Annotated in this window: 22 protein-coding genes; 9 read left to right on the forward strand and 13 right to left on the reverse strand. The window is 45.4% G+C overall.

Translation table 11 applies throughout. From position 1 onward, the window contains the following. The first annotated feature begins 282 nt into the window (after positions 1-282). The gene (locus tag ECHVI_RS07080) at positions 283-936 is read left to right on the forward strand and encodes a Tll0287-like domain-containing protein (protein WP_015265275.1); all 654 of its coding nucleotides are present in this window, start codon (positions 283-285) and stop codon (positions 934-936) included. Between the two features lie 19 nt (positions 937-955). Here the strand turns inward: ECHVI_RS07080 and ECHVI_RS07085 are convergent, their stop codons facing one another. Next, positions 956-1,585 (reverse strand): hypothetical protein, encoded by a 630-nt coding sequence (locus tag ECHVI_RS07085; protein ID WP_015265276.1) that lies wholly within the window; start codon positions 1,583-1,585, stop codon positions 956-958. A 262-nt stretch (positions 1,586-1,847) separates the two neighbouring features. Here ECHVI_RS07085 and ECHVI_RS07090 point away from each other — a divergent pair, with 262 nt between their 5' ends. From ECHVI_RS07090 to ECHVI_RS07100, 3 genes are read left to right on the forward strand one after another with little or no spacing between them, the layout of a single operon-like run. Then, complete coding sequence (locus tag ECHVI_RS07090) at positions 1,848-2,360, forward strand: 3-hydroxyanthranilate 3,4-dioxygenase (protein ID WP_015265277.1); 513 nt, start codon at positions 1,848-1,850, stop codon at positions 2,358-2,360. 38 nt (positions 2,361-2,398) lie between these two features. After that, positions 2,399-3,679, forward strand: coding sequence for a kynureninase (gene kynU, locus ECHVI_RS07095; RefSeq protein WP_015265278.1), 1,281 nt, complete (start codon positions 2,399-2,401; stop codon positions 3,677-3,679). 42 nt (positions 3,680-3,721) lie between these two features. After that, the gene (locus ECHVI_RS07100; protein ID WP_015265279.1) at positions 3,722-5,077 is read left to right on the forward strand and encodes an FAD-dependent oxidoreductase; all 1,356 of its coding nucleotides are present in this window, start codon (positions 3,722-3,724) and stop codon (positions 5,075-5,077) included. Between the two features lie 220 nt (positions 5,078-5,297). Here ECHVI_RS07100 and ECHVI_RS07105 read toward each other — a convergent pair whose 3' ends face one another. Both ECHVI_RS07105 and ECHVI_RS07110 read right to left on the reverse strand, forming a co-directional pair. Beyond that, complete coding sequence (locus ECHVI_RS07105) at positions 5,298-5,717, reverse strand: DoxX family protein (RefSeq protein WP_015265280.1); 420 nt, start codon at positions 5,715-5,717, stop codon at positions 5,298-5,300. 80 nt (positions 5,718-5,797) lie between these two features. Continuing rightward, complete coding sequence (locus tag ECHVI_RS07110; RefSeq protein ID WP_015265281.1) at positions 5,798-6,700, reverse strand: nucleotidyltransferase family protein; 903 nt, start codon at positions 6,698-6,700, stop codon at positions 5,798-5,800. Between the two features lie 303 nt (positions 6,701-7,003). On the opposite strand from ECHVI_RS07110, the gene ECHVI_RS07115 reads away from it, so the two are divergent. Together ECHVI_RS07115 and ECHVI_RS07120 are read left to right on the forward strand one after the other, a co-directional pair. Then, positions 7,004-7,342, forward strand: coding sequence for a P-II family nitrogen regulator (locus ECHVI_RS07115; RefSeq protein WP_015265282.1), 339 nt, complete (start codon positions 7,004-7,006; stop codon positions 7,340-7,342). A 63-nt stretch (positions 7,343-7,405) separates the two neighbouring features. After that, positions 7,406-8,638, forward strand: a complete 1,233-nt coding sequence (locus tag ECHVI_RS07120; protein ID WP_015265283.1) for an ammonium transporter — start codon at positions 7,406-7,408, stop codon at positions 8,636-8,638. A 1,227-nt stretch (positions 8,639-9,865) separates the two neighbouring features. On the opposite strand, the gene ECHVI_RS07125 is transcribed toward ECHVI_RS07120, so the two are convergent. From ECHVI_RS07125 to ECHVI_RS07135, 3 genes are all read right to left on the reverse strand, one after another. Then, the gene (locus ECHVI_RS07125) at positions 9,866-10,702 is read right to left on the reverse strand and encodes a DUF4382 domain-containing protein (protein WP_015265284.1); all 837 of its coding nucleotides are present in this window, start codon (positions 10,700-10,702) and stop codon (positions 9,866-9,868) included. Between the two features lie 152 nt (positions 10,703-10,854). Then, positions 10,855-12,072, reverse strand: coding sequence for a chromate efflux transporter (gene chrA / locus ECHVI_RS07130; RefSeq protein WP_015265285.1), 1,218 nt, complete (start codon positions 12,070-12,072; stop codon positions 10,855-10,857). Positions 12,073-12,078: 6 nt separating this feature from the next. Next, entirely contained in the window at positions 12,079-13,059 is a 981-nt protein-coding gene (locus ECHVI_RS07135) for an isopenicillin N synthase family dioxygenase (protein ID WP_015265286.1), read from the reverse strand. A gap of 81 nt (positions 13,060-13,140) precedes the next feature. Between ECHVI_RS07135 and ECHVI_RS07140 the strand changes: the two genes are divergently transcribed. Beyond that, positions 13,141-13,902 (forward strand): hypothetical protein, encoded by a 762-nt coding sequence (locus ECHVI_RS07140; protein WP_015265287.1) that lies wholly within the window; start codon positions 13,141-13,143, stop codon positions 13,900-13,902. Positions 13,903-13,917: 15 nt separating this feature from the next. Here ECHVI_RS07140 and recO read toward each other — a convergent pair whose 3' ends face one another. The 3 genes from recO to ECHVI_RS07155 all read right to left on the reverse strand — a co-directional run bounded on the left by recO (position 13,918) and on the right by ECHVI_RS07155 (position 15,642). Then, a complete protein-coding gene (gene recO / locus ECHVI_RS07145) occupies positions 13,918-14,604 on the reverse strand; it encodes a DNA repair protein RecO (protein WP_015265288.1) in 687 nt (228 codons plus the stop codon). Positions 14,605-14,621: 17 nt separating this feature from the next. Further along, positions 14,622-15,206, reverse strand: a complete 585-nt coding sequence (locus ECHVI_RS07150; RefSeq protein ID WP_015265289.1) for a thymidine kinase — start codon at positions 15,204-15,206, stop codon at positions 14,622-14,624. 109 nt (positions 15,207-15,315) lie between these two features. After that, positions 15,316-15,642: a 2Fe-2S iron-sulfur cluster-binding protein gene (locus ECHVI_RS07155; RefSeq protein ID WP_015265290.1), complete on the reverse strand. Its 327-nt coding sequence runs from the start codon at positions 15,640-15,642 to the stop codon at positions 15,316-15,318. 34 nt (positions 15,643-15,676) lie between these two features. On the opposite strand from ECHVI_RS07155, the gene ECHVI_RS07160 reads away from it, so the two are divergent. Next, on the forward strand, positions 15,677-16,738 hold the full coding sequence (locus tag ECHVI_RS07160) for a hypothetical protein (protein ID WP_015265291.1): 1,062 nt from the start codon (positions 15,677-15,679) through the stop codon (positions 16,736-16,738). A 110-nt stretch (positions 16,739-16,848) separates the two neighbouring features. Then, a complete protein-coding gene (locus tag ECHVI_RS07165; protein WP_015265292.1) occupies positions 16,849-18,261 on the forward strand; it encodes a sulfatase-like hydrolase/transferase in 1,413 nt (470 codons plus the stop codon). Positions 18,262-18,264: 3 nt separating this feature from the next. Here ECHVI_RS07165 and rodA read toward each other — a convergent pair whose 3' ends face one another. Genes rodA through mreC form a run of 4 tightly spaced genes read right to left on the reverse strand, consistent with a single transcriptional unit; the run spans position 18,265 to position 22,691 of the window. Beyond that, on the reverse strand, positions 18,265-19,539 hold the full coding sequence (gene rodA, locus ECHVI_RS07170) for a rod shape-determining protein RodA (protein WP_041739582.1): 1,275 nt from the start codon (positions 19,537-19,539) through the stop codon (positions 18,265-18,267). A gap of 1 nt (position 19,540) precedes the next feature. Continuing rightward, on the reverse strand, positions 19,541-21,343 hold the full coding sequence (gene mrdA / locus ECHVI_RS07175; protein WP_015265294.1) for a penicillin-binding protein 2: 1,803 nt from the start codon (positions 21,341-21,343) through the stop codon (positions 19,541-19,543). Continuing rightward, on the reverse strand, positions 21,344-21,865 hold the full coding sequence (locus ECHVI_RS07180; protein ID WP_015265295.1) for a hypothetical protein: 522 nt from the start codon (positions 21,863-21,865) through the stop codon (positions 21,344-21,346). Continuing rightward, entirely contained in the window at positions 21,858-22,691 is an 834-nt protein-coding gene (mreC, locus tag ECHVI_RS07185; RefSeq protein WP_015265296.1) for a rod shape-determining protein MreC, read from the reverse strand. The genes ECHVI_RS07180 and mreC overlap by 8 nt, the downstream gene beginning before the upstream one ends. Positions 22,692-22,693 lie beyond the last annotated feature (2 nt).

Below are 22,693 nucleotides of genomic sequence, written 5' to 3' on the forward strand. Positions count from 1 at the left end.
AGAAAATAAGTGACATCGCGATAACGGTCCCCCACTTCATTCCGCTGGATAGGGGGACAGTCCTGAAGGCTCAAAGGCCCTAAGTGGGGTGTTTTGGATCCGTTGTATCAAGTAAAACCTTGCGGCACAGTAATCACACGTTTTATGGAATCCTGTTTTACCGCTAAGATATGGGGCCCTTCATGAGCCAAAATCAATTGGACTTCTCAGGATGAATCAGCCGAAAACTGGCTTTGGAGCGGTTAATGGACTACCTTTGACCCTATACTTAACGGTGGAAATATGATACGGGTAATTTTATCAATACTGGTGGCTGGAGCCTTGGTCTCATGTGGTACTCGCAAGAAAGTGGATCGGGAAGTGTTTGATGCAGTAAACGAGTCCATGGAAATCAAAAAGGTCAATGAAGTGGATATCATTAACGAAGCCATCAAATGGGGCAATGAAATCAGTACGGATGCCCAACAGGCCCTTATGGCTAAACTGACCACATCTATCGATGAGAAAGGTGTGGCCGGCGCGGTGGAATTTTGTAATGTGGCGGCATTGCCATCACTGGACGAAGTGAGCAAGAAACACAAGGTGGTCATCAGAAGGGTTTCCCACGACTTCAGAAACCCGGTCGATCAGCCCAATGAGGCGGAGGAAATGCTGCTAAAGGCGTATGAATACAATGAGGAAAACGGCATCGAAAGCAAACCCAATGTGCAGGAAATCGAAAATGGCGAAATCCTTCTTTATACCAAGGCCATTAAAATTCCCGGAGAGATGTGCCTGAAATGCCACGGAGATCCCGCGACGGATATTGATGAGGCGACCTTGGGGAAGCTGGAGAGCTTATATCCTGATGATAAGGCCAAAGGGCACAAAGTAGGAGGGCTTAGGGGCATGTGGAGCATTGCCATTCCTAAAAAGGAAGTGGTGCGAAAGCTGTAAAGAGAGACTGTCTGCTTGCTCATGGTTGTGAATTTCCGTCCCCGATCATTTCTCCAATCCAGAAAGGCTGCATGGCCTGAAAGGTAATGGTCCCTTCCTCGGCTTCTACGAACGTGGCATGGGTGACCTTGATAAATTGGCTGTCGGTATCGGTTTTCATTTCGATGAGCGTTTCATCTGGGGCATGGAGCTGAATGGAGCTTTGGGGAAACCATTTTTTGAAGGTTTTTTCCCTTACTGGAAAATAGCGGATAGGGCCGTCAAAGATCACCACGTTTATCAGGTCCAGCGTTGCTTCCAGTGCAAAAACATGACGGTGATCGTAACCAATGATGTTTACCGCGGTATGCTTGGTGGCGATAAGGTACTGAAGCCCTTCCTGCAGGTAATCGCCGGATGGACAGGTCAAGAAACGCAGGGGATACTGTTCTTCTAAAAGATTAAAATGCGCTTTTTGGTATTCGCGAGTCGCTAGGATGACATCGATTTTAATTCCCCACGAAAGCACCCTTTCTACCATCGGTTCTGCCACCAGGACCGTGGGAACCCATTCCAATAACGGAGCAATCTGCTCGTATGAAAGCTGTGCGGTATCCAAGAGGAGCAAGGCTGGTTCCTGCTGCTCTTTTACAAAATGATGAGAAGACATTACTTGACTGTTTTGAAAGAATGTTACGCTTCAAAGTAACAATAATTTTTCCGAAGATGGAAGTTGGTATGTACAGCTTACCCATTAGTGGAAGTTTTCGGATGAGGGTCCGCAATACCTGTGAATTACCACGTCTTGAATCCTAATTACTGCCAGTTTTTTTTTACTTTTATGGGGCAAATACCATCCGCTCCATCCGCGGAATGGCAGTATGGGGAAGCCGTCAAAAGAGCTTTCCTTTTTACCAAAAACTACAAATCAGATGGCGTTGACAAAACCGTTTAATTTCAAGCAATGGATAGAGGATAACCGGCACTTGCTCAAGCCGCCAGTGGGTAACCAACAAGTCTACAAGGGAAATGATGATTTTATAGTGATGGTCGTAGGAGGCCCCAATTCCCGGAAGGATTACCACTATAATGAAGGGGAGGAATTCTTTTATCAGCTGGAGGGAGACATTGTCCTGAAAGTGATCGAAGAAGGGAAGCCGAAGGATATTGAAATCAAGGAAGGCGAGATTTTCCTGTTGCCTCCCAAAGTGCACCATAGCCCCAGACGACCTGCCAATACAGTGGGACTGGTGATGGAGCGTTACCGTAAAGAAGGCGAGAAAGATGGCTTTATCTGGTACTGTGAAAATTGTGGAAATAAGCTATACGAAGAATATGCCGTGGTGACGGATATTGTAAGCCAGCTGCCGCCGATCATGGAGCGCTTTTGGAGCAATCCAGAAAATACCACTTGCCAATCCTGCGGGACCAAGATGGAAAAATAACCTTAAGTCCCCTGCACCCTAGACTAAAACAGTAAACTATGTCTTCATACCGCTACAGCTTGGCCTTTGCCCAAGAGAGGGACCGTGAGGATCCCCTGAGGAAATTCCAAAGTCGCTTTCACTTTCCTAAAGTAAATGGGGAAGCGGCCATTTATTTTTGTGGCAATTCCCTCGGACTTCAACCAAAAGCGGTCAGAGAACACCTTGATCGAGACCTGGAAAGTTGGGCCAGCAAGGCGGTGGACGGACATTTTGAAGGGGATGCGCCATGGTTTTCCGTGCATGAAAGGTCCAAAGCAGCGCTGGCGGAGATTGTTGGTGCGAAAAAGCATGAGGTGGTCGCCATGGGAAGTTTGACCACCAACCTCCATGCCCTGTTGGTCTCTTTTTACCAACCCAACGGAAAACGAAACAAGATTCTGACAGAAGCGGGTGCGTTCCCTTCGGACATGTATGCGCTGGAATCCCAGGTTAAATACCATGGACTGGACCCCGATGAAGCGATAGTGGAAGTTGGGCCACGACCGGGAGAGCATACGATCAGAACCGAAGATATCCTTCAAGCGATCTCCAAACATCAAGATGAGTTGGCCTGTGTGATGATGGCAGGCTTGCAGTATTATACGGGCCAGGTTTTTGACATGAAGGCCATCGCCAGTGCTGCCCATGCGGTAGGGGCTACGGTAGGCTTTGATCTAGCGCATGCAGCAGGTAATGCTCCTTTACATTTGCATGACTGGGGAGTGGATTTTGCGGCGTGGTGCAGCTATAAGTATTTGAATTCTGGTCCAGGAAACGTGGCGGGGATTTTTGTACATGAGCGGCACGGCAATAATCCGGCCCTCAATCGATTTGCTGGCTGGTGGGGACATGATGAGAAAGTTCGCTTTAAGATGGAAAAGGGCTTTGTGCCCATGTATGGTGCAGATGGTTGGCAAAACTCCAATGGAAACGTCCTTGGCATGGCAGCCCACCAAGCTTCCTTGGATATCTTCCAAGAAGCAGGGATGGTGCATTTAAGGAAAAAGAGTGTGCAACTGACAGGCTTTTTAGCTTTTTTGATCCGTGAGATAAGTGGTGAAAGTGGTGTGTTGGAAGTGATTACCCCAAATGCCGAAGCGGAAAGGGGGTGTCAATTGTCATTGCTGATCCACAAAGGCGGAAAAGCGGTCTTTGATGAGTTTTATCAGAACGGGATTGTGGGGGATTGGCGAAATCCCAATGTAATCAGGATAGCACCGACCCCTCTTTACAATAGCTTTGAGGATGTGTTTAGATTTGCCAAAATACTGGAACAATCCCTTTCAAAATTCGCTTAAATAAAGAGAACCTATTACAAACCTATTAATCTTATAAAACCGATGAAGAAAAATGATGTCAGCATTATTGGTGCAGGACTGATTGGTTCATTGCTGGGGATTTACCTCCAGAAAAGAGGGCTGGATGTTTCGATTTATGAAAAGAGGCCTGATCTGAGGGATAAGAAGTATGCTCCAGCAGGCCGTTCGATCAATATGGCACTTAGTGACAGAGGGTGGAAGGCCTTGGATAAAATTGGCCTGCGTGAAATGGTAGCACCATATGTCATTCCCATGTATGGGAGAAGGGTGCATGATGAACACGGAGAAACCTCCTTTTTGCCCTATGGAAAAGAAAACCAGGCGATTTATTCCATCTCAAGGGGAAAGTTTAACCATATGCTTGTGGATGAAGCAGAGAGGTATGGTGCTAAAATGAATTTTAACCATAGCTGTGAAGAGATCAGCATTGCAGATACGGCCATAAAAGTGGTTTTGCCGGACGGCACCCAGGAGTACCGTGAAACAGATGTGATTATTGGTGCTGACGGGGCGTATTCTTCCCTGCGGGACGCCATGCAGCGACAGACCAGGCTTAACTATAAACAGGAGTATATTTCCCATGGCTATAAGGAATTGACTATTCCTCCTACTGCGGAGGGGGAGTTTGCCATGGATCCCAATGCCTTGCACATTTGGCCGAGGGGGCAATTTATGCTAATTGCGCTGCCTAATCCTGATAAGTCTTTCACCTGTACGCTTTTCTTGCCGTTTGAGGGCGGAAAGGTTTGCTTTGACAAGATCAATGATGAAGAAGACTTGGAGAGTGTGTTTAAAACTTATTTTGCAGATGCTTTTGCCTTGATGCCTGACTTGAACAAGGAATATTTTGGCAATCCCACTTCATCCCTCATTAACGTAGAATGCTTCCCGTGGCTGGCCAATAAGTCAATGCTGATCGGTGATGCCTGTCATGCCATGGTGCCTTTCTTTGGTCAGGGCATGAACTGTGGGTTTGAGGATTGTTTTATCTTGGATGGCCTCATCGAAAAATATGGGACTACGTCTTGGGAATTGGTTTTTGAGAAATTCCAAAAAGTGAGAAAACCAGATACCGATGCCATCAGTGAAATGGCACGGAACAATTTTACCGAGATGCGGGACAGCGTCGCCAATCCACGTTTCCTTGTACGTAAGAAAATCGAAGCAAAGCTGCATGAACTGTATCCGACGGAGTGGATCCCGCTTTACACTATGGTGACATTTTCAGATATGAAATATGCGGATGCCTATGCCCAGGGCAAACTTCAGGATGAAGTGATGGATAAGGTGATGGAGGATCCCATGATCATGCAAAACTGGCAACAAGTTGATTATGGGGCGATTATTTCACAGATTGAGACGGCCCGAATGGTGTAGGATCTGTCGATATGCTACCAAAATAAAGCTATGAGAGCTGTTTATTTGATTTCCTAAAGAGGCTGTCTCATAATCTAAAATTCCCCATCACGAGCGGATCGTATGGCGAGGACTTATGAGGCAGCCTCTTGTGATTTTAGCCAAAGAAGTCCAGCAACCAATGGGTGTTATGCTCTAGCGCTCTACTTTTTCAGCTGAAATCGATTTTTATCCGTGGGGCTTACCGATACCGGTTTTTCTTCAGGATTTGTGCATCCATGGAAATACTTCCTGGACCAGAGAAGAACAGGGATACAAAGGTGGCCAAATAAAGCAGCCCAACTTCCTTGTTGCCGATGGGATCTCCTGAATGGATGATGAATACGGCCACGATCATGGTGATGGTCAGCGGGATCAATGCAAACCGGGTCATAAAACCAAGTGCCAATAAAATGGAGCAGAAAAACTCAGCGAAAATCGTTAGTTGTAAAGATACTGCAGGGCCTACGCCAATAGGGTCAGGGAATTTGGTTAATTGTTCACTGAAATTGGCGATTTTTGTCCATCCATGAGTCATCATCAAAGCGGCGGCGCCCACCCTTAGGAGTAACAATGCCAGGCTGCGTGAGATGGGACTATTGGAAAAGAGTATCTTTTTCATTTTGCTAAGCGAGATTTAGAAGTGATGTATAAAATAAAACGTAGAAATGATTAATCTATTGGAGTAGTGGTTTTGAAGTTTTATTCCCAAAGATGGTCGGGATAATCTCCTGCTTCATGGAGCCGCTTCAGCGCAGCTACCACTACGGGCTTATCTTCTGGGTAGGTCACGCCAAACCACGTCTTTCCGCCTTCCAAAATGGCGATATTGGCTTTTTTCTCTTCAATAAGCGTGTTGGCCACCGAGGGAATGTAAAATTCAGATTTGATATTGTCTTTGTTTTCTGGTAAGAAAGCTTTCCAAATTCTATCAGCTTCTTCGAAGAATGAAGGATGGAAACCCCAGCAATTCATACTCACGGGAGTATCTGGGGCGATAACAAGCGGATCATTTTCCTCCCTACTAACGATTTCATCCCCTTCACGTGCGATGGCGGTACGTTCAGTCATACCAATAAGTTGGAAATGTTCATTGGTCTCACAAACTCCCCTACTGACGGTTCCGTTTTCTGAAAGCACGTTTTTAAGGGCATATCCTACCATACAGTGAAGGTTTTCCTTGACATCATCTTTAAGGAAGGTGCCTAAAGCCTCAAATGCCTCTTTACCATAGAAGTCATCTGCATTGATCACGGCAAATGGCTCATTGATCACCTCTTTGGCACAGAGTACGGCATGTCCGGTGCCGTATGGTTTTTTTCTATCTGGAGCGCGATATTCCTCAGGCACTAAACTGTTCAGTGTTTGGACGACAAAGTCCACCTCAATTTTTCCTTCCAGTTTAGGCAAAAAAATCTCTTTGACGGTTTCAAGGATTTCTTGGCGTACGATAAAGACCACTTTACCAAATCCTGCTCGAATGGCGTCGAAAATGGAATATTCAATAATGGTCTCACCATGGGGGCCAAACCCTTCAATTTGTTTATTTCCTCCATATCGACTGCCGATGCCTGCAGCTAGGATTAAAAGTGTAGGTTTATTCATGAAGTTAAATGTTGAATTCGATATATCTGGTTTGTTTTGGCACATAAAATTAAGATAATCTTTATTAACCGCCCATAAACCGTGCTAAAATTTAAAAAACTCCAAAATCGATGTCGATTTCACCTGTTTATGTTATAAAAATTGGTTGTTGATCATTTGAAGGTGTGTTATTGTCCCTTTTTGGTTAAAATGTCAAAAATAATTGCTTTTATGGTGTCTGAAGTAATCAAAATTATTAAGTTTGTATCCGATTATTGAAAAATCGGTTATAAAAATAACCAATCAGTTTGTCAATTAACTAAAATGAAAAAAGTAGAAGCAATTATTAGAACATCTCGATTTGAGGTGATTCATCAGTGTATTGCCGCGCTTGGGGTCAAATTCCTTACATTTTATGAAGTAAAAGGAATGGGGCTAGAGCACGCAAAGATTGAAAAATACAGAGGGGTAGCTTATGAACCCGCATTTATCCCCAGAACAAAGTTAGAAATAGTGGTTACCGAAGAACTGGTAGAACCCGTGATCAACTGCATTCTAAAAGAGGGCCGAACAGGGCAAATAGGAGACGGGAAAATTTTCGTCACCGATGTGCTGGAAGCCTACAGAGTGCGAAATGATGACAAAGGAGCTGATGCCTTGTAGTGTATTGGTCTTCCGATTCTACCCTAACAAACGACATAAAGTAACCAAAAATTACCCATTCAGATGAATCAAGAATTATTTACCGTCAACAATGTGTGGATGATGGTAGCCACTATCCTGGTATTTATCATGCACTTGGGCTTTGCTTCCTTGGAAGCAGGTCTTACCAGGGCAAAAAACACCGTCAATATTCTATTTAAAAATACGATTATCCCAGCCATGGGGCTTTTGACTTATGCTTTTGTAGGTTTTAACCTCATGTATCCAGGAGAGGCTTTTACAGGAGGTTTCTTTGGATTGAGCGGGCTTGGCCTGAGTTTACCGGAAGGTTGGGACACCTTTAATTATAATGAAGGATATACGTTCTTCACAGATTTTATCTTTCAGGCCATGTTTGCAGCCACTGCGGCCACGATCGTTTCCGGGGCTGTGGCAGAACGAATCAAGTTGGGGCCTTTCATCATCTTTTCTACCCTTTATGTGGCCATTTGCTACCCCATCGTAGGTATGTGGAAGTGGGGAGGAGGCTTTTTGGATAGCCTGAGCACTCCATTTTATGATTTTGCCGGTTCGACCATCGTCCATTCTGTTGGCGGATGGGGTGCACTGGTAGGGGCTTACCTGTTGGGGCCAAGGATCGGAAAATATACGGATAAAGGAATGAAGGCTATTCCTGGTCATAACATCCCTATGGCCGTTATCGGCGTGTTCTTGCTATGGTTTGGATGGTTTGGCTTTAACGGTGGGTCTGTGCTTACCGCTGATCCAGGCACAGTTTCCAAAGTGTTTGTAACGACTTCCATCGCCGGTGCTGCCGGAGCTTTTGGTGCCTTGCTCTTCTCTTACATTAAATTCAAATCTTACGATATTACCATGGTCCTGAATGGAATCTTGGCAGGTCTTGTTGGCATCACCGCAGGAGCAGACCTCATGGGAGTAGGCGAATCTGCCATTATCGGTTTTGTCGGAGGATCACTAGTGGTCTTTGCGGTGGTCTTCTTTGATAAGGTGAAGATTGATGATCCTGTAGGTGCCATCTCGGTCCACTTGGTAGGAGGAATCTGGGGAACATTAGCGGTAGGTTTATTCGGCGACCTGGCTGGTTTTTCCCAAGTCATGTCACAATTGATCGGTATCGGAGCAGTTGGCGTATTCTGTGTGATTTTTAGCTTTGTGGTATTCTATGCCATGAAGAAAACGGTCGGTATCCGGGTGCATGAGCAGGAAGAAGTGGAAGGACTGGATATCAACGAACATAGCATGCGTGCCTATCCTGACTTTGCCACCAAGGAATAAGTTGAGGCCCTTTATGCCAAATGAGTTGAAGCTAAACGGCTTCGCTAAGCATTTGGGATGATGGCCGTCAAATGTCAGCATAAATTTTATTGCTACCCTAACAAACCAAAGCCCCACCGAGTAATTCGGTGGGGCTTTTCTATGTAAAAGGCTGGGGATTAGCTAAGAATTGAATCAATCGTAAGAGTTGGGAACTGGTGGCTTCCTTAATGGTAAAACCACATAACGAAAAATGCCACATCTTCCCAAAGACACCAAGTGGATGCTGTGCCTAGGCTTAAAGGAAATTATAATTGCGTTTTGCCATAGGGTCAGCGGCCTTTCATGGTTTCCGTAATCAAAGATATTGCCTCCAGGAATATGGCTTGATCAAAAAAATGTCCATCTCTGATAGAAGAGATGGACATTAACGAATAGATAGACTAAAGATAAAAATCGCTAGCGATAGAAAAATGTGAACTGAGAGTATAAATCTATGGCGAGCGTACCTTAAAATCAAACTTTCACATGCGCAGATATGCGCATTGATACGCAAATCATTCAATTGTGAATGAATAGGATTTGGACTTGTTTTGTATTACTTAAAATTGGTTTTTATAGCCAATAAGTGGTTTTAAAATTTATAGTGTGCCTTCAGCATTCTATCAGCGCTTATCCGTGGCGGCATAGCCACCAAAGATGTCAAGGAATAGGGATCAAGCAGAAAAGATGGGGAGTATCCTATTTCGATGGATAAATATGTTCTTCGCCACCTTTGGTTGCTGTTTGGCCACGGATGAACGCTGATAAACACGGATAGGATGCTTAAGAAATGGCAAATTAGTGTTATGGTGTATGATTTAACCTCGAAAGCTAGCCCCAAAGGGGCGGCACATTCATAGCCATGGGTGAAGCCTATGGTAAATTACCCCGTTCAACGTTTTCCGTTTTAACCGCATTGACCGCCCCATTCCCCACAACTTCCCGCTAAAACCCATTCGAGCGGATGGAGGAAAGGCATTGATTTAGCGGTGTGAAATTTTCTTTCATAAGAACATGTCGAAAATCATCCCCCCCCCCAGAAACATTGCTTGATCCAGGAACAGTGATAGACATCGAAATAGGCTAGCTCCAACTTTCCAGCTTGGTCTTGAGTTTGAATTCCATGTAGGGACAAAAAAAAAGAGGCTGCTCCAAGATTTGGATTAGCCTCTTTTTGGGTATAAAATAATAGTTGGTTGTCGTTTTTTAATTTCCTGCTTCGATATCTACTTCTAGATCAGCGGCCATTTCAAGCTCCACAGGGTCCAATACTGTAATTTCACCATCCACAGCAGGAACATTTAAAAGCGTATCCGCTTCATATTCCTCAGAGGGGTCAAAAATCACCGTATAATTACCTTCCACAAGTCCTCTTAACGCGAAGGATCCTGTTTCGTCTGCAAAAGTACTTACGGTATCTTCATTAATGACACCATAAACTACCGGGTGGGCTTCAATTGGCAATACTTGACCTTCAATGGAGGCTGACTCCTCCGCAATAACCCTAAGCACTGGTTTCAAGATATATTGACCGGAATTGCCAGCTTGAACAATGGATTTCGCAGCATCAAAATCAATGACCAAGTCGTATTGGATGCCCGCCATTAATTCTTGATCAAGCTGTAATTTTAAGCCACTTTGCTGGGCGCTGGGAGTGGTTAATGGAATTTCTTCTCCATCCATTACCAAGAAATTGTCCTCACCCAAAATCAGTCTCAGTTTAGAAATAGAGCCTGCAGAAATTTCTTCTGATCCGATGAAGGCTTCGTTTCCATTGACCAAAGATAGCAAGTTGATGTGGGCGTCTTCCTCATCATATGGAATATAAACCCAACCGTCACCCTCTTCCGGTTCATCACCAGGAAGAAGTTCTACTCCCAATACCTCAATCCATACTTCGTCGTAATCTGCTGGCGCATCTACGAGCGATACGTTTACTGTAGCTGCTCCTTCCATGGACTCTTCGTCATCCGAATTACAGGATGCCATTACGGCCAAGCCTGCGAGCCCCAGAAGACAGGTTTTAATGTGAAAATTTCGCATAGCAAATGATTAGTTGGTTTGTGGTTTTTCCATGAAACAATTAACATGCCATTATCGTGGTGTTCGTGGCCGTTTTTATCCATTTCACGTATGGATATTATTTTTTCATTGATTATTTCTATTGATCAGGATGCAATGAAGTCAAGAGGCGTTTAACCTAAAAAGTTATGAATCACGAGCTGGTAGCCAAGTCCGACCACTATCCCGCCAATGATGATAAGGGGTGAAGGGATTTTGGTAAATTGGAGCAAGAAATAAGTGAAGGCAATGGCAGCGATATTGAAAAAGTTTGCAGGCATGGGTTCGAACAGCAAATAGGCCGCGGCGATCAGCATGCCACAGCTAACGGCATTGATGCCCTCCAGTGCGGCACGTACAGGGCGGTACTTTTTCAGTTCGTCCCAGAACCGAATGACAAAAAATATCAAAAAGGTGCCGGGCAGAAAAATCCCCGCTGCAGAGACGAGGCCTCCGATAATGGCTCCTCCGGTTCCCAAACCGGCACTGCGCATGGACAAGGCACCAATATAAGAACTGATGCTAAAGGTGGGGCCGGGAACACCCTGTGAAATGGCATATCCTGTTAGGAACTCCTCCGAGGTAAGGTAAGCTTTAAATTCCACAAACTCTGTGTACAGGTACGGTACGAGTACTTGGCCGCCGCCAAAGATCAAACTGCCGTTACGGTAAAAATTCTCAAATAACCTGATGGGAAGAATTTTGGTAAAATGTCCCAAGGTGGCCGCCATGATTAGGACGCCTCCCCAAAGCAAGAAATTGGCCCATTGGATTTTAATGCCGCTTTTTTCCTCAATCTTAGGTTGCTTGTTAAATTTCAAGGAAGTGGTGATGCCGCCTGCCACCAACATAAAGGGAAAGATGTAAGGCGAGTTATAGAAGAAAGCGACAAAAGCGGATAGCAGCATCAGGACCATGGCCTCGGTGGTTTTTACCATCTTGCCAATGGTTTTTTGGGCGGCGTAAATGATGAATCCAATCGCCATAGGCTGGATAAATTTGGCGAAATTCAGGGAGCCCTTGGTTTGGGTCTGCAGAAAATCCACCAAAATGGCCGCTGCTGTCATGATGATGGTCGCAGGCAGTATCCAAACCAAAAGCGATAAGTAGGCGAGGTTAGGGCCGCCTACGCGATAGCCTATGGCTGAAATGGTCTGCGTAGAGGTGGGGCCAGGCAGCACCTGACAAAGGGCATGGAGTTCCCACAGCTCTTCTTCAGTGATATAGCGCCGTTTCTTGACCATGATGTCCAGGACCATGGCCAAGAAGGCCTGTGGACCACCGAAGGCCGTGACTGAAAGGGTGATGACATCCTTCAGGTAAAGGTAGTATTTTACTTTGCGGATGGTCACCGGCGCCTATTTGCGAAGTCCTAATTCGCGAAGTCTTTCCTCCAAAAACTCACCTGCTGTAGCGTCTGCAAATTCCTTTGGATTATCTTCGTCTACACAGCTGTCCAGACAAGTAAGGTCCATTTCGGATCTAGGGTGCATAAAGAACGGAATGGAATAGCGGCTGCTGTTCATCTTTTCGCGTGGAGGGTTGACCACACGGTGGATGGTGGATTTTAGCTTCTTATTGGTGAGCCGTTCCAGCATGTCTCCCACATTGACGACGAGCTGGTCTGGGAGGGCTGTAATGGGAATCCACTGGCCGTCTTTTCGTAGTACTTGCAGTCCGTCTGCACTGGCGCCCATCAGCAGGGTGATCAGGTTGATGTCTCCATGCTCCGCTGCCCGAACAGCGTCTGAAGGTACCGAAGCAGGATCTTCGATGGGAAAATAATGAATGGGACGTAAAATGGAATTGCCATGGAGCACTTTGTCTTCAAAGTACTGCTCATCTAGTCCCAAGTGTAAGGCAATCGCCTGCAGCATGGCTTTTCCAGCGGCTTCGATGGTCTGAAAAACCTCCAATGCTGTTTCCTGAAAGTCCGAAACTTCTTCTGGCCAGACATTTGGCGGATAGTCCTTTTTGAGGGGATCCGTATCCGGAATTTTGGATAATTCTTGGCCTACATGGTAAAACTCCTTTAAGTCTCCGGTATTCCTGCCTTTGGCATGCTCCTTTCCTTTACCGGTATAGCCTCGCTGATAGCCGATCTCTGGGCGCTCATACTTGGACTTGGTCTCATCATCCAAGGCAAAAAATGTTTTGATGGCGGTATACAGTTGGTCTTGTAGTGCCTGGGTCAGGCCATGGTTTTTGATGGCCACAAACCCAATATTTTCATAGGCATCGCCAAGCTTATGCACAAATGCGGCTTTCTGTGAGGCATCGCCCGAAGTAAAGTCGGATAGGTCTAAAGAGGGTATTTCGTTATAAAGGATTTCGCTCATGACTGGATTATTTTATCCTGCAAGGTAAATATTTTATAGGAAATTTAAATATCTTTAACTTAACCCAATTATCCTCCCGCTATGAAAAAGATTGTATTCGTTTGGTGTATCGCTAGTGTTTTTTGTCTTTCCTGTGCGTCGGATTCCAATAAAGAGACCACCAGCGAACTAAAAGATACTCCTGATATGGGCCAGACGGCAAAGAAGGATATAGCTTTTCACCATGAACAGCAGGAAAGTTCTTATCCAGATGCCATGTTGGAGCTGCACACTCCCCTCGAAAACCAAACGTTTGATGAAGGAGCGGTACCTTTTGAATTTAACATCAAAAATTATCCGTTTGAGCATGGGTGGAAAGGTTTTCAGCTAAAAATGATCATCAACGGCGCAGATCCCATTGGATACAATATGCCCATTTTCAGAAAGGAATTTGAAACGGGGACGTTTAAGGTGCTGGCATTTTTGGTAGATGATGAGGGACGGGCGCTCAAGGAATACGGCAATTACGTGGAAAGGGATTTTGTGGTGGGTGATTCGCAACCATTTCCTGATTCCGAGGACCCATACATTGCGGTCAACATGCCTGAAAACGGAGCGGTTTTCCAAGCAGGAGAAGCCATCCTGATAGATTATATTTTGGTTGGCGGTGATTTGGAGGAAGATGGCCTCCAGGTGAAGGTTACGGCTGATGGTCAGGAATTCATGACGCATGAGTTGGGGACAATAAGCATCCAAGGCTTGTCCAAAGGCTCCCAAAAGATTTCGATAGCACTTGTAGACGGCAGTGGCAAGGAGTTGCCCGGAATTTTTTCCAAAAGCATCAAGCAGGTGAAGGTGGAGTAAAGTAGGGGTGTTAGCCTACCTCAAGTTTCTGAGCACTTCTAATGACCGCACTTCGAAAAAGGTGTCCAAATGGAGTTTGTAAAACGTCAACAGTTCATCCAGTAAACGCTTTCGGATGGCTGCGGGAACCTTGATGCCGGGATCGAATGGGCTTTTTAAAAGTTCAGCGAAGTATTTTTTTTCTTCCTGGGCAAAAGCCGGGCTGTTTATATCCGGGTGTATTTGTTCAAAAAATTCCCCGGCAGTATCCGGTGCAAAGCCCAGAAAGCGAGAGGTTTCTAGCAAAAATGATAAGGGATAAGTACTCAGGCCAACTGTCTCACTGTCCAAAAAGGTGACCGATTGATAGATGAAGTCAAATAAATATTCGTTTTGATAGTTTTCGTATATGGCCTTGCTTAACACTTCTCCCACAAACATGGCTACTCCCGAACGGTGAAAATCGAACGGTATTCGCTGGAAGGGATAGTTCAGCTTTACTTCAGAGATGCGGTTTAGGGAGGCGTTTTCTTTATCATATACGACCAAGTCAAGTAAGCTTAGGGGTTGATAAAGGGCCATTTTCGATTTGGATTTGGCACTTCTGACCCCGTTGACAATATAGCTTTTTAGCCCTAGGTCCCGCGTAAAGATCTTCACGATAATAGAAGATTCGCGGTATTTGATGTAATGGATGACGATGCCCTGGGTCTTCTTCAGCATGGGTGGTAGTCAGTTTCCTAGGACTTGGTTTCGTAAAAACACGTTCTGCACCGAGCCTCATAGTTGTCTTTTTCTCCCAGCACGACCTTTTCCTTTGCAGGAGTGAGCCGGTAGCTGTAGGAGGCGAGGTCGCCACATTTCATGCAGATCGCATGTACCTTGGTGACGTATTCAGCACTGGCCAACAGCTGAGGCATAGGATCAAAGGGTTTTCCCTCAAAGTCCATATCCAAACCAGCCATGATCACGCGTTTACCGGCGATGGCCAGTTTATTGGCGACATGGACGATTTGTTTATCGAAGAATTGGACTTCATCGATGCCCACGACATCGCAGTCACCGGCCAAAAGCATGATGTCATCGGCAAACTGGACGGGCGTGGACCTGATCACCGTTTCATTATGAGAAACGACGTCACGATCATGGTAGCGCGTATCAAGGGAAGGTTTGAAGATTTCCACCTTTTGCTTGGCAATGAGGGCCCTGTTCAGGCGCCGGATGAGTTCTTCTGTTTTACCAGAAAACATCGATCCGCAGATTACTTCTATGTGCCCCTTTTTATCTTTAAGGGTATTATTTCCTATGACGGGTTCTATGAACATGGTTTTACAATGTTAAGGAAAATTACTGAACGATAACCCATAAAAGGCGTTGACTTTGAGGTGTCCGCTGCCTTTAGTAGGGACTAGCTTGATCCACCGTTATAGCGCTTCATTCGCCATAATCCATATGAGGTAGCTTATACGCGTCGTTAACCCGAATATGGATTTCCCCTTCTTTTAACTGGGTTTGACAGGTCAGCCGTTGATGGGGCTTGAGCTTTCCCAGGTTTCGAAAATACAATTCCCGATCGGTCGGTTCGGAGAGGTTTTCCATTCCCGCTGTCACGATCATCATGCAGGTGGTACACCGTCCTTTTTTTCCACAAGCATGCATCCAATCTACATTATTATCATGGATAATTTCGATAACTTTACGATCGGTTCCTTTTGAAGAAATCTCCTTGTGGTATAGGTTTTCAATTATTATTTTAGGCATCAATCTCTAACGACTACAGCAAATACAACAACTAATGAACGATAAAATTAACCTCAATTATTTAGAAAACTATGCTCATGATGTATCAGCAAAGATATGTGCTGAATATTTCGGTACCAAAAAGTACATGTCAGGGCAAGAAATCATCCAATTGACCCCCAGCTCGCAGGTTAATTTTATGGTGATCAAAACCTTGTTTGAAAAGTGGAATGAAGAGGTGGAGAAGATGAAGGCCAACCCTTTCTTTGACTACAGGGATATAGCCGTGTCCGAAGCCTTGAAGGAGTTTATGAATGTCCTTTCCCGTGCGATCAAAATCGAACATCAGCATTTTTTGCCACTGCTGGAGATCGCCGTGATGGATACCGTGCTCTTGGCCATAGATCCGATGGTTTATTTTTGGGGGGAAATTGAAAAAAGTAATGGGGCAAGTCCACATGCTCGCCTGAAGGCTTCCAAAAAGTACATCAAGTGGCATGAGAAATTCTTGAATGCGCTGATGGAAAAAGGGGGACAAGGGGATGCCGAAGTGTACCAAAAATCCTTAAGCGATACTTACCAGCAATTTCAAGAGCAGCTCGAATCTCCAAAAGCATTGCTGGAAAGCTTGGAACAAGTGGTGTCCATTGACTGGGGAGAGCTTATTCCTGAAGTGGAATCCCCTGAACCGGCTGATGCCTCAGCGGATAGCCAAGAGGAAGCTACAGCCATCCCATCCGATTCGGAGAGTGCCCCGGAAGAGCCTGCCGCTATTTCACAAGAAAGTGGTTCCTTTACTTCCCACGGGGACGGTATTGACCCCGCATTGGCTTGGGCGAGATTTGAAGCCGAGCAGAGTGGTGTGCTGAAAGGCCCTATCACCTCCATGGATGAGGGACTGGCCATTAACCAACGATTTATGTTTACCAAAAAGCTTTTTGACAGCAATCCAGACCTGATGGGACATGCACTGAAATCGATTGATGAATGCGATAGCTTTGTGGAAGCCATAGAACTTGTCAATGATCGCTATGTCACAAAGCTGGACTGGGATAAAGATTCCGATGAGGTCGCAGAATTTTTGCAGTTGATCTATCGGAAGTTTGACGAAAAATAGTATCTTACTGACCCTAACTCACCCGATATTCATTATTCAGATTTCATAGTCTTGCCATCCTGTTCACAATGGGAATGATGGGACTTTATTGCTTACTATAAAAAGTGAAAATGTATAAAATCGGTTGTTTCCTATTTCTCCAAAGCCTATTGATATTCTCCTTGTCGGCTCAAATAATTTCCACTCCTTCCACTTCAGGAAGAAATTCCCATCCCAACTTCGTGCTTATTGTAGCTGATGACCTAGGGTATGGCGATTTAAGTTTTACTGGCAGCACCCAAGTCAAAACCCCTCATATTGACGAGCTTGCAGCATCTGGTGTTTTTTTTCCAGAGGGCTATGTTTCCTCTGCAGTGTGTAGTCCATCTCGAGCGGGCCTACTTACCGGTCGTAATCAAGTGAGTTTTGGCTATGACAATAATCTGGCAAATAGTCAACCTGGATTTGATCCTGCTTTTTTGGGATTGCCGGTAAATGTTAAGACGGTGGGTGACCACCTAAAGAAACTGGGATATGTTACCGGCTTGGTAGGAAAATGGCATTTAGGATATGAAGATCAATTTTCTCCTTTAAATCGTGGTTTTGATGAATTTTGGGGATACCTGGGAGGAGGCCATGATTATTTTGAAGCATCGGAAGCTAAGCGTGGGTATAAGGCCAAGATTAAATGCAATTATAAAACTCCTCAGGAAATCACTTATATTACAGATGACAAAGGAGACGAATGTATCAACTTTATTCAGCGTCATAAGGATGAGCCATTTTTCCTATATGCTTCATTCAATGCACCGCATACGCCCATGCAAGCTACGGCTGAAGATTTGGCCATCTATCAACATATCGAGGATAGAAAAAGGAGGACCTATGCCGCCATGGTGCATCGATTGGATATAAATGTGGGGAGGATTGTCGAAGCTGTGGAGGAGGCTGACTTACTTGAAAATACTATTTTCGTTTTTATCAGTGATAATGGTGGGCCTGTGATGACCAATGGTTCCATCAATGCACCATATAATGGTAAGAAAGGCACGCTGCTGGAAGGAGGCATCAGAGTACCCTTTTTCATAAGTTGGCCTGGGCATCTTGAACCTGGAAAAGTCTTTGAGCATCCGGTAAGTTCATTGGATCTCACGCCTACCTTTGTTGCACTTGCGGGTGGGGAGTCCAAAGAGGAAGATCAATTCGATGGTCTCAACTTAATGCCTTACCTGCAAGGGGAGAAGGAAGGTGCGCCACATGATGAGATGAAGTGGAAATTTACCGTTAGTGCAGCGATCCGAGAAGGAAAATGGAAATTGGTAAGGCTCCCAGACAGGTTGCCGATGTTATTTAACCTCCAAACGGATTTTTCAGAGCAATATGATGTAGCCTTGGAAAATTTAGCAATTACCAAAAACCTTCTCAAGAAACTTGGGGATTGGGATGTTAGGTTACCACACCCGTTGTTCTTGGAGGGTGCTGAATGGCGTAAAGTACAAGTAGGCCAATACGACAAAAAATATCCCATTGTCCAACCTCGCTAAAGCTCAGTTCATCCTTCCAAGCAGTTGAATGCGGTGGCTGTCCAGCTTGATGAAGATAAACAGCAAAATGGTAAAAGACCATAAGGAAGATCCGCCATAGCTAAAGAAGGGCAGCGGAATTCCCACCACTGGAAACAGGCCAATGGTCATGGAGATATTGATCATAAAGTGAAAGAGCAAGATGGATATGACACAGTAGCCATACACCCTGGAAAAACGGGTCTTCTGTCGTTCGGCAAGAAAAACCAATCTGATCAGTAGGGCTACAAATAACAACACCACTATCAAGCTGCCTATCCAACCAAATTCTTCTCCAAGGGTACAAAAGATAAAGTCGGTATGCTGTTCTGGCACAAAGTCAAACTTGGTCTGGGTACCTTCAAGATAGCCTTTTCCCCAAAAGCCGCCGGATCCGATGGCGATCTTGGACTGGGTAACGTTCCAGCCTACTCCTAGCGGGTCTATATCTGGGTTGAAGAGAACCATGATCCTGTTTTGCTGGTGCTGGGGCAGTTTGGAGACCACGAGATCCAAACTGTAGGAATAAGCGATGATGGCGATGCCGATCATGCACAATGTCACAATGCGCTGCCAGTTCTTTTTGCCCATTAAGATCAGGACTAGGGTCAGTCCAGCCACGGGAAGAGCGATGTAGAGGTTGTTGTCTACGGCAAGGGAAAGCAATGATATGGCGATAAATACCAAGGCAAAGACATAATATTTTTGTGGCATCCCTTCCCGGTAAAGCATAATAAAAAATGCCATGTAGACCATCGCCGTACCTGTATCTGGCTGCAGCATGATGAGTGACACCGGCAACATGATGATGAGGATGGCCTGAAACTGGAATTTGGGCCGGCTAAGGTCAAAGGAAGGTTTTTCGATGAATTTGGCCAAGGCAAGTGCCGTGGCAAATTTAGCAAACTCTCCAGGCTGGAGGCGGAACGGACCGATTTCAAACCATGCACGCTGGCCGTTGATTTCCTTGCCAATGAAGGGCGTCAGTAAGAGGATTAGCAGGAAAATGCCGTATAAGATCAGGCTGAGGTTATCAAAGAGCCGATAATCAGCGACCATGATGACCGTGATCAGCAGCACCGCGGTGCCAATCCATACCAGCTGCTTTCCACTGTTGATGCTGAAGTCAAAGATACTTTTGGCAGCTTGTTCATCGTAGACTGCCGCATAAATATTGAACCACCCGATCATGACCAAAGCGCCGTAAAGCAAAATGCTCAGCCAGTCGATTTTATTGATATATAAGTCGTTTTGTCTCACGTCAGTCTCCGAATTCTCCAGCCAGTACATATTCTTCCAGTGCTGGTCTTTCTGTATGTCCTCTCAAATATTTCTCGATCATCAAGCTGGCTGTGCTGGCAGCTGCTCGTCCTCCCCAGCCTGCGTTTTCTACGTAAACGGCAATGGCAATTTTGGGATCCTCCTTGGGGGCAAATGCCACGAAAACAGAGTGGTCTTCCCCATGAGGATTTTGCGCTGTTCCGGTTTTCCCTGCAATGGTGATGTCCTTGATGATTGCCCTCATGGCCGTGCCATACAATGCTTCGGCCATGGCGTCGTGCACCATGTCGAAATGATGGGCTGATACGCCTACATCGTGTTTTGTGGTATATTCTTCTGGAATATTGTTCGGGTCACCGTTAATGGCCTTGATCAGATGTGGCGTGTAATAATAACCTTTGTTCGCAAAAATAGCCGCTAAATTGGCCATCTGAAGTGGCGTTACCAACATCTCTCCCTGCCCAATGGAGAGGGAATAAATCGTACTGTATTTCCAGCGTCCTTCTCCGTAAATTCTATTGTACAGCTGACTGGAAGGAACACTGCCACTATTCTCATATGGCAAATCCACACCAAGCTTATGGCCTAGGCCAAATTTCTCTACGGCCTCATGCCACTTGTCCAAACCGATTTGTGTATCGGTATAGGTGTTGGTGGAGACATCTTGGTTGATCATCTGCCGGAAAGCTTGATAATAGTATGGATTGCAGGAGTTACGTATAGCCCCGAAGAGGTTTACCGGACTCGGGTGATTGTGGCAAGCGACCAGTGCTTTGTTACAGGCAAAGGTAGTGTTTGGTGTCAAAATGCCCCATTGCAGGCCAATAAGCGACTGGACGACCTTAAAGATAGAACCTGGAGGATATTTGGCTTGAATAGGCCTGATGAAGAGTGGTTTGGTCGTGTCTGAAAGCAGCACATTATAGTTTTTGCTGTAGGCTGCCCCTGCCAAGAGGTTTGGGTCATACACTGGTGCAGAAATCATGGAGAGGATTTCACCGGTCTTTGGCTCGATGGCCACGACCGAGCCCCTTTTTCCCTTCATCAACTTTTCCCCGTACTTCTGTAATTGCAGGTCGATGGTGGACTGGAGGTTCAGCCCTGCCACGGAGGCAGTGTCCAATGCTCCGTTTTTAAAGGATCCTTTGTCTACGCCGCGTACATTGACCATTTTGTACTTGGCTCCTTTCTTTCCCCGAAGGATTTTTTCATAATAGGATTCCAGGCCGGAATGACCGATGTAGTCCCCTTGGCTGTAGTAGTGCATGGTGTCCCGTTCGAGTTGGCGGGGGACGATCTCTGCGATGTACCCTAGGGCACTGCCGGCAATGGAGTCGGGGTAGGCCCTGACGGACCTGGTCATGACGAAAAGGCCAGGGTAATCAATCAAGTAATCCTGGATTTTGGCAAAGTCCGTGGTGGAAATCTGCTTGATCAGTGGGGAGGGTTTTACCCAAGAGTATTTTTTGGCAGCAGTGTACCGCTCGATCAGCTTTTCTTTTTCGATCTGAAAGATATCGCAAAACTTTGCGGTATCCTCAATACTGAACTCCTGCGGTATGACCATAAGGTCAAACACCGGGTTGTTATGGACCAGAAGCTCATTATGGCGATCTGATATCAATCCCCTGTAAGGATAATCCACGATTCGTTGGACTGCATTTCGTTCGGCACGCCTGAGGAAACTATCATCGACCACTTGGATCATAAAGAGTTTGGTCAGGAGAATTACCCCGACGATAATGATCACGATGACGATGACACTGTGTCTATTTTCGTTCATTTAAATGCCTCTCCTTTTCTTATAGAACAATACCTGAACGATCATTCCGATGATAAACGTAAAAACCGTGCTGCTAAGGGTTTTGTAAACCATTGGAATATACAAGGAAGTCCCCAGATTATCAATTAAGAAGAAAGTCAGGTGATGCAAAAGTATTAGCGGAACGCTGTACATCAAAAACCAGCCCATACCCATGTTGAGGAGTGTGGGAGGGGTGTTGGAGTCATAGCCTCCCGTGGGTGTGATGACCGTAATCCATGGTTTTCTGAAAAAAGCCAACATGACGGCACTGGCCGTATGGATGCCCAGGCTGTCGTAAAAAATGTCGATTGAAAAGCCCAATACAAAAGCAATGACCATCAAGGGGATGGTTTTGATTTCGATGGGAAGCAATAGCAAGTAAATGACATACAGAAAACAAAAGGCCATGCCAAATAGTACCAAGTTTTTTAGGATCAAAACTTGAACGATAAAATAGAGAAAAATACCTCCGATAGAAGCGATGACTGTTCTACTATTCATTGACGATTTCGGTGATTTCCTGAAGCGAATCTAGTTCTGCTTCCCGATTGTTTTCTACTAAATATACATACGTGAGGGTGCTGAAATTTGCCGCCAAATCAATGGTGATATCCAGGTAATTGGTGTCTGTGCCATTGCTGACCGAATCCACCGTTCCCACGAGGATTCCTTCAGGGAATACCGCATTGTATCCAGAAGTGACCACGGTATCGCCATGGGCTACCTGAACGTGTCTGGGGACATATTTTAGCTTGGCTTTTTGTGGGTTTTTACCATCCCATTGGGTAGACCCGAATACATCTGTTGCTCTTATTTTGGAGGAGACCAGGAGGTCTGTATGGAGTAAGGAGATGACCGAAGCATAATGCCGGCTGACTCCTTTTACACGCCCGACGATACCATCTCCGTTAAAGACGCCCATGCCTTCCTTGATGCCATCTTCAGCACCTCGGTTTAGCGTGATGTGGTTATTCCTCAGGTTGATGGAGTTGTTGATGACTTTGGCGGACCTAAAATCATAGGTGCTCTCCATCAGGCTGTCCAGCGGGATGTTGACACTGTCTTTGACAGGGCTGAGGTTTGCCAGCTGCTTCATCAGCAAGGCATTCTTTTTCGCCAGTTCCTCATTGGATCTGCCCAAGGTGAAGTACTCCGTAAAATTATCTTTGGTACTGAGAAATGCTCCGGTAAAGCTATTCGAACTATTGAAGAAGACGGCCCCTTGCGGTGAATTATAAGAAACGATCAACCAAATGGCGACAGTTTCCAAGGTGACAAACAGCAAGAAGGCCCTTATACTATATAGAAATAATAAAATGCGTTGCATTC

The sequence above is a fragment of the Echinicola vietnamensis DSM 17526 genome (assembly GCF_000325705.1).
GTDB classification, from domain to species: Bacteria; Bacteroidota; Bacteroidia; order Cytophagales; family Cyclobacteriaceae; genus Echinicola; species Echinicola vietnamensis.

What these genes read in the sequence shown, in the direction of transcription:
- ECHVI_RS07125 (WP_015265284.1), bottom strand. Translation starts at nt 10,702, where the DNA reads ATGCGAAATTTTCACATTAAAACCTGTCTTCTGGGGCTCGCAGGCTTG.
- ECHVI_RS07180 (WP_015265295.1), bottom strand. Translation starts at nt 21,865, where the DNA reads ATGAATAGTAGAACAGTCATCGCTTCTATCGGAGGTATTTTTCTCTAT.
- ECHVI_RS07090 (WP_015265277.1), top strand. Translation starts at nt 1,848, where the DNA reads ATGGCGTTGACAAAACCGTTTAATTTCAAGCAATGGATAGAGGATAAC.
- ECHVI_RS07150 (WP_015265289.1), bottom strand. Translation starts at nt 15,206, where the DNA reads ATGTTCATAGAACCCGTCATAGGAAATAATACCCTTAAAGATAAAAAG.
- ECHVI_RS07085 (WP_015265276.1), bottom strand. Translation starts at nt 1,585, where the DNA reads ATGTCTTCTCATCATTTTGTAAAAGAGCAGCAGGAACCAGCCTTGCTC.
- ECHVI_RS07100 (WP_015265279.1), top strand. Translation starts at nt 3,722, where the DNA reads ATGAAGAAAAATGATGTCAGCATTATTGGTGCAGGACTGATTGGTTCA.
- ECHVI_RS07110 (WP_015265281.1), bottom strand. Translation starts at nt 6,700, where the DNA reads ATGAATAAACCTACACTTTTAATCCTAGCTGCAGGCATCGGCAGTCGA.
- recO (WP_015265288.1), bottom strand. Translation starts at nt 14,604, where the DNA reads ATGCTGAAGAAGACCCAGGGCATCGTCATCCATTACATCAAATACCGC.
- ECHVI_RS07140 (WP_015265287.1), top strand. Translation starts at nt 13,141, where the DNA reads ATGAAAAAGATTGTATTCGTTTGGTGTATCGCTAGTGTTTTTTGTCTT.
- ECHVI_RS07160 (WP_015265291.1), top strand. Translation starts at nt 15,677, where the DNA reads ATGAACGATAAAATTAACCTCAATTATTTAGAAAACTATGCTCATGAT.
- ECHVI_RS07135 (WP_015265286.1), bottom strand. Translation starts at nt 13,059, where the DNA reads ATGAGCGAAATCCTTTATAACGAAATACCCTCTTTAGACCTATCCGAC.
- ECHVI_RS07120 (WP_015265283.1), top strand. Translation starts at nt 7,406, where the DNA reads ATGAATCAAGAATTATTTACCGTCAACAATGTGTGGATGATGGTAGCC.
- ECHVI_RS07105 (WP_015265280.1), bottom strand. Translation starts at nt 5,717, where the DNA reads ATGAAAAAGATACTCTTTTCCAATAGTCCCATCTCACGCAGCCTGGCA.
- mreC (WP_015265296.1), bottom strand. Translation starts at nt 22,691, where the DNA reads ATGCAACGCATTTTATTATTTCTATATAGTATAAGGGCCTTCTTGCTG.
- ECHVI_RS07165 (WP_015265292.1), top strand. Translation starts at nt 16,849, where the DNA reads ATGTATAAAATCGGTTGTTTCCTATTTCTCCAAAGCCTATTGATATTC.
- ECHVI_RS07080 (WP_015265275.1), top strand. Translation starts at nt 283, where the DNA reads ATGATACGGGTAATTTTATCAATACTGGTGGCTGGAGCCTTGGTCTCA.
- ECHVI_RS07115 (WP_015265282.1), top strand. Translation starts at nt 7,004, where the DNA reads ATGAAAAAAGTAGAAGCAATTATTAGAACATCTCGATTTGAGGTGATT.
- ECHVI_RS07155 (WP_015265290.1), bottom strand. Translation starts at nt 15,642, where the DNA reads ATGCCTAAAATAATAATTGAAAACCTATACCACAAGGAGATTTCTTCA.
- mrdA (WP_015265294.1), bottom strand. Translation starts at nt 21,343, where the DNA reads ATGAACGAAAATAGACACAGTGTCATCGTCATCGTGATCATTATCGTC.
- kynU (WP_015265278.1), top strand. Translation starts at nt 2,399, where the DNA reads ATGTCTTCATACCGCTACAGCTTGGCCTTTGCCCAAGAGAGGGACCGT.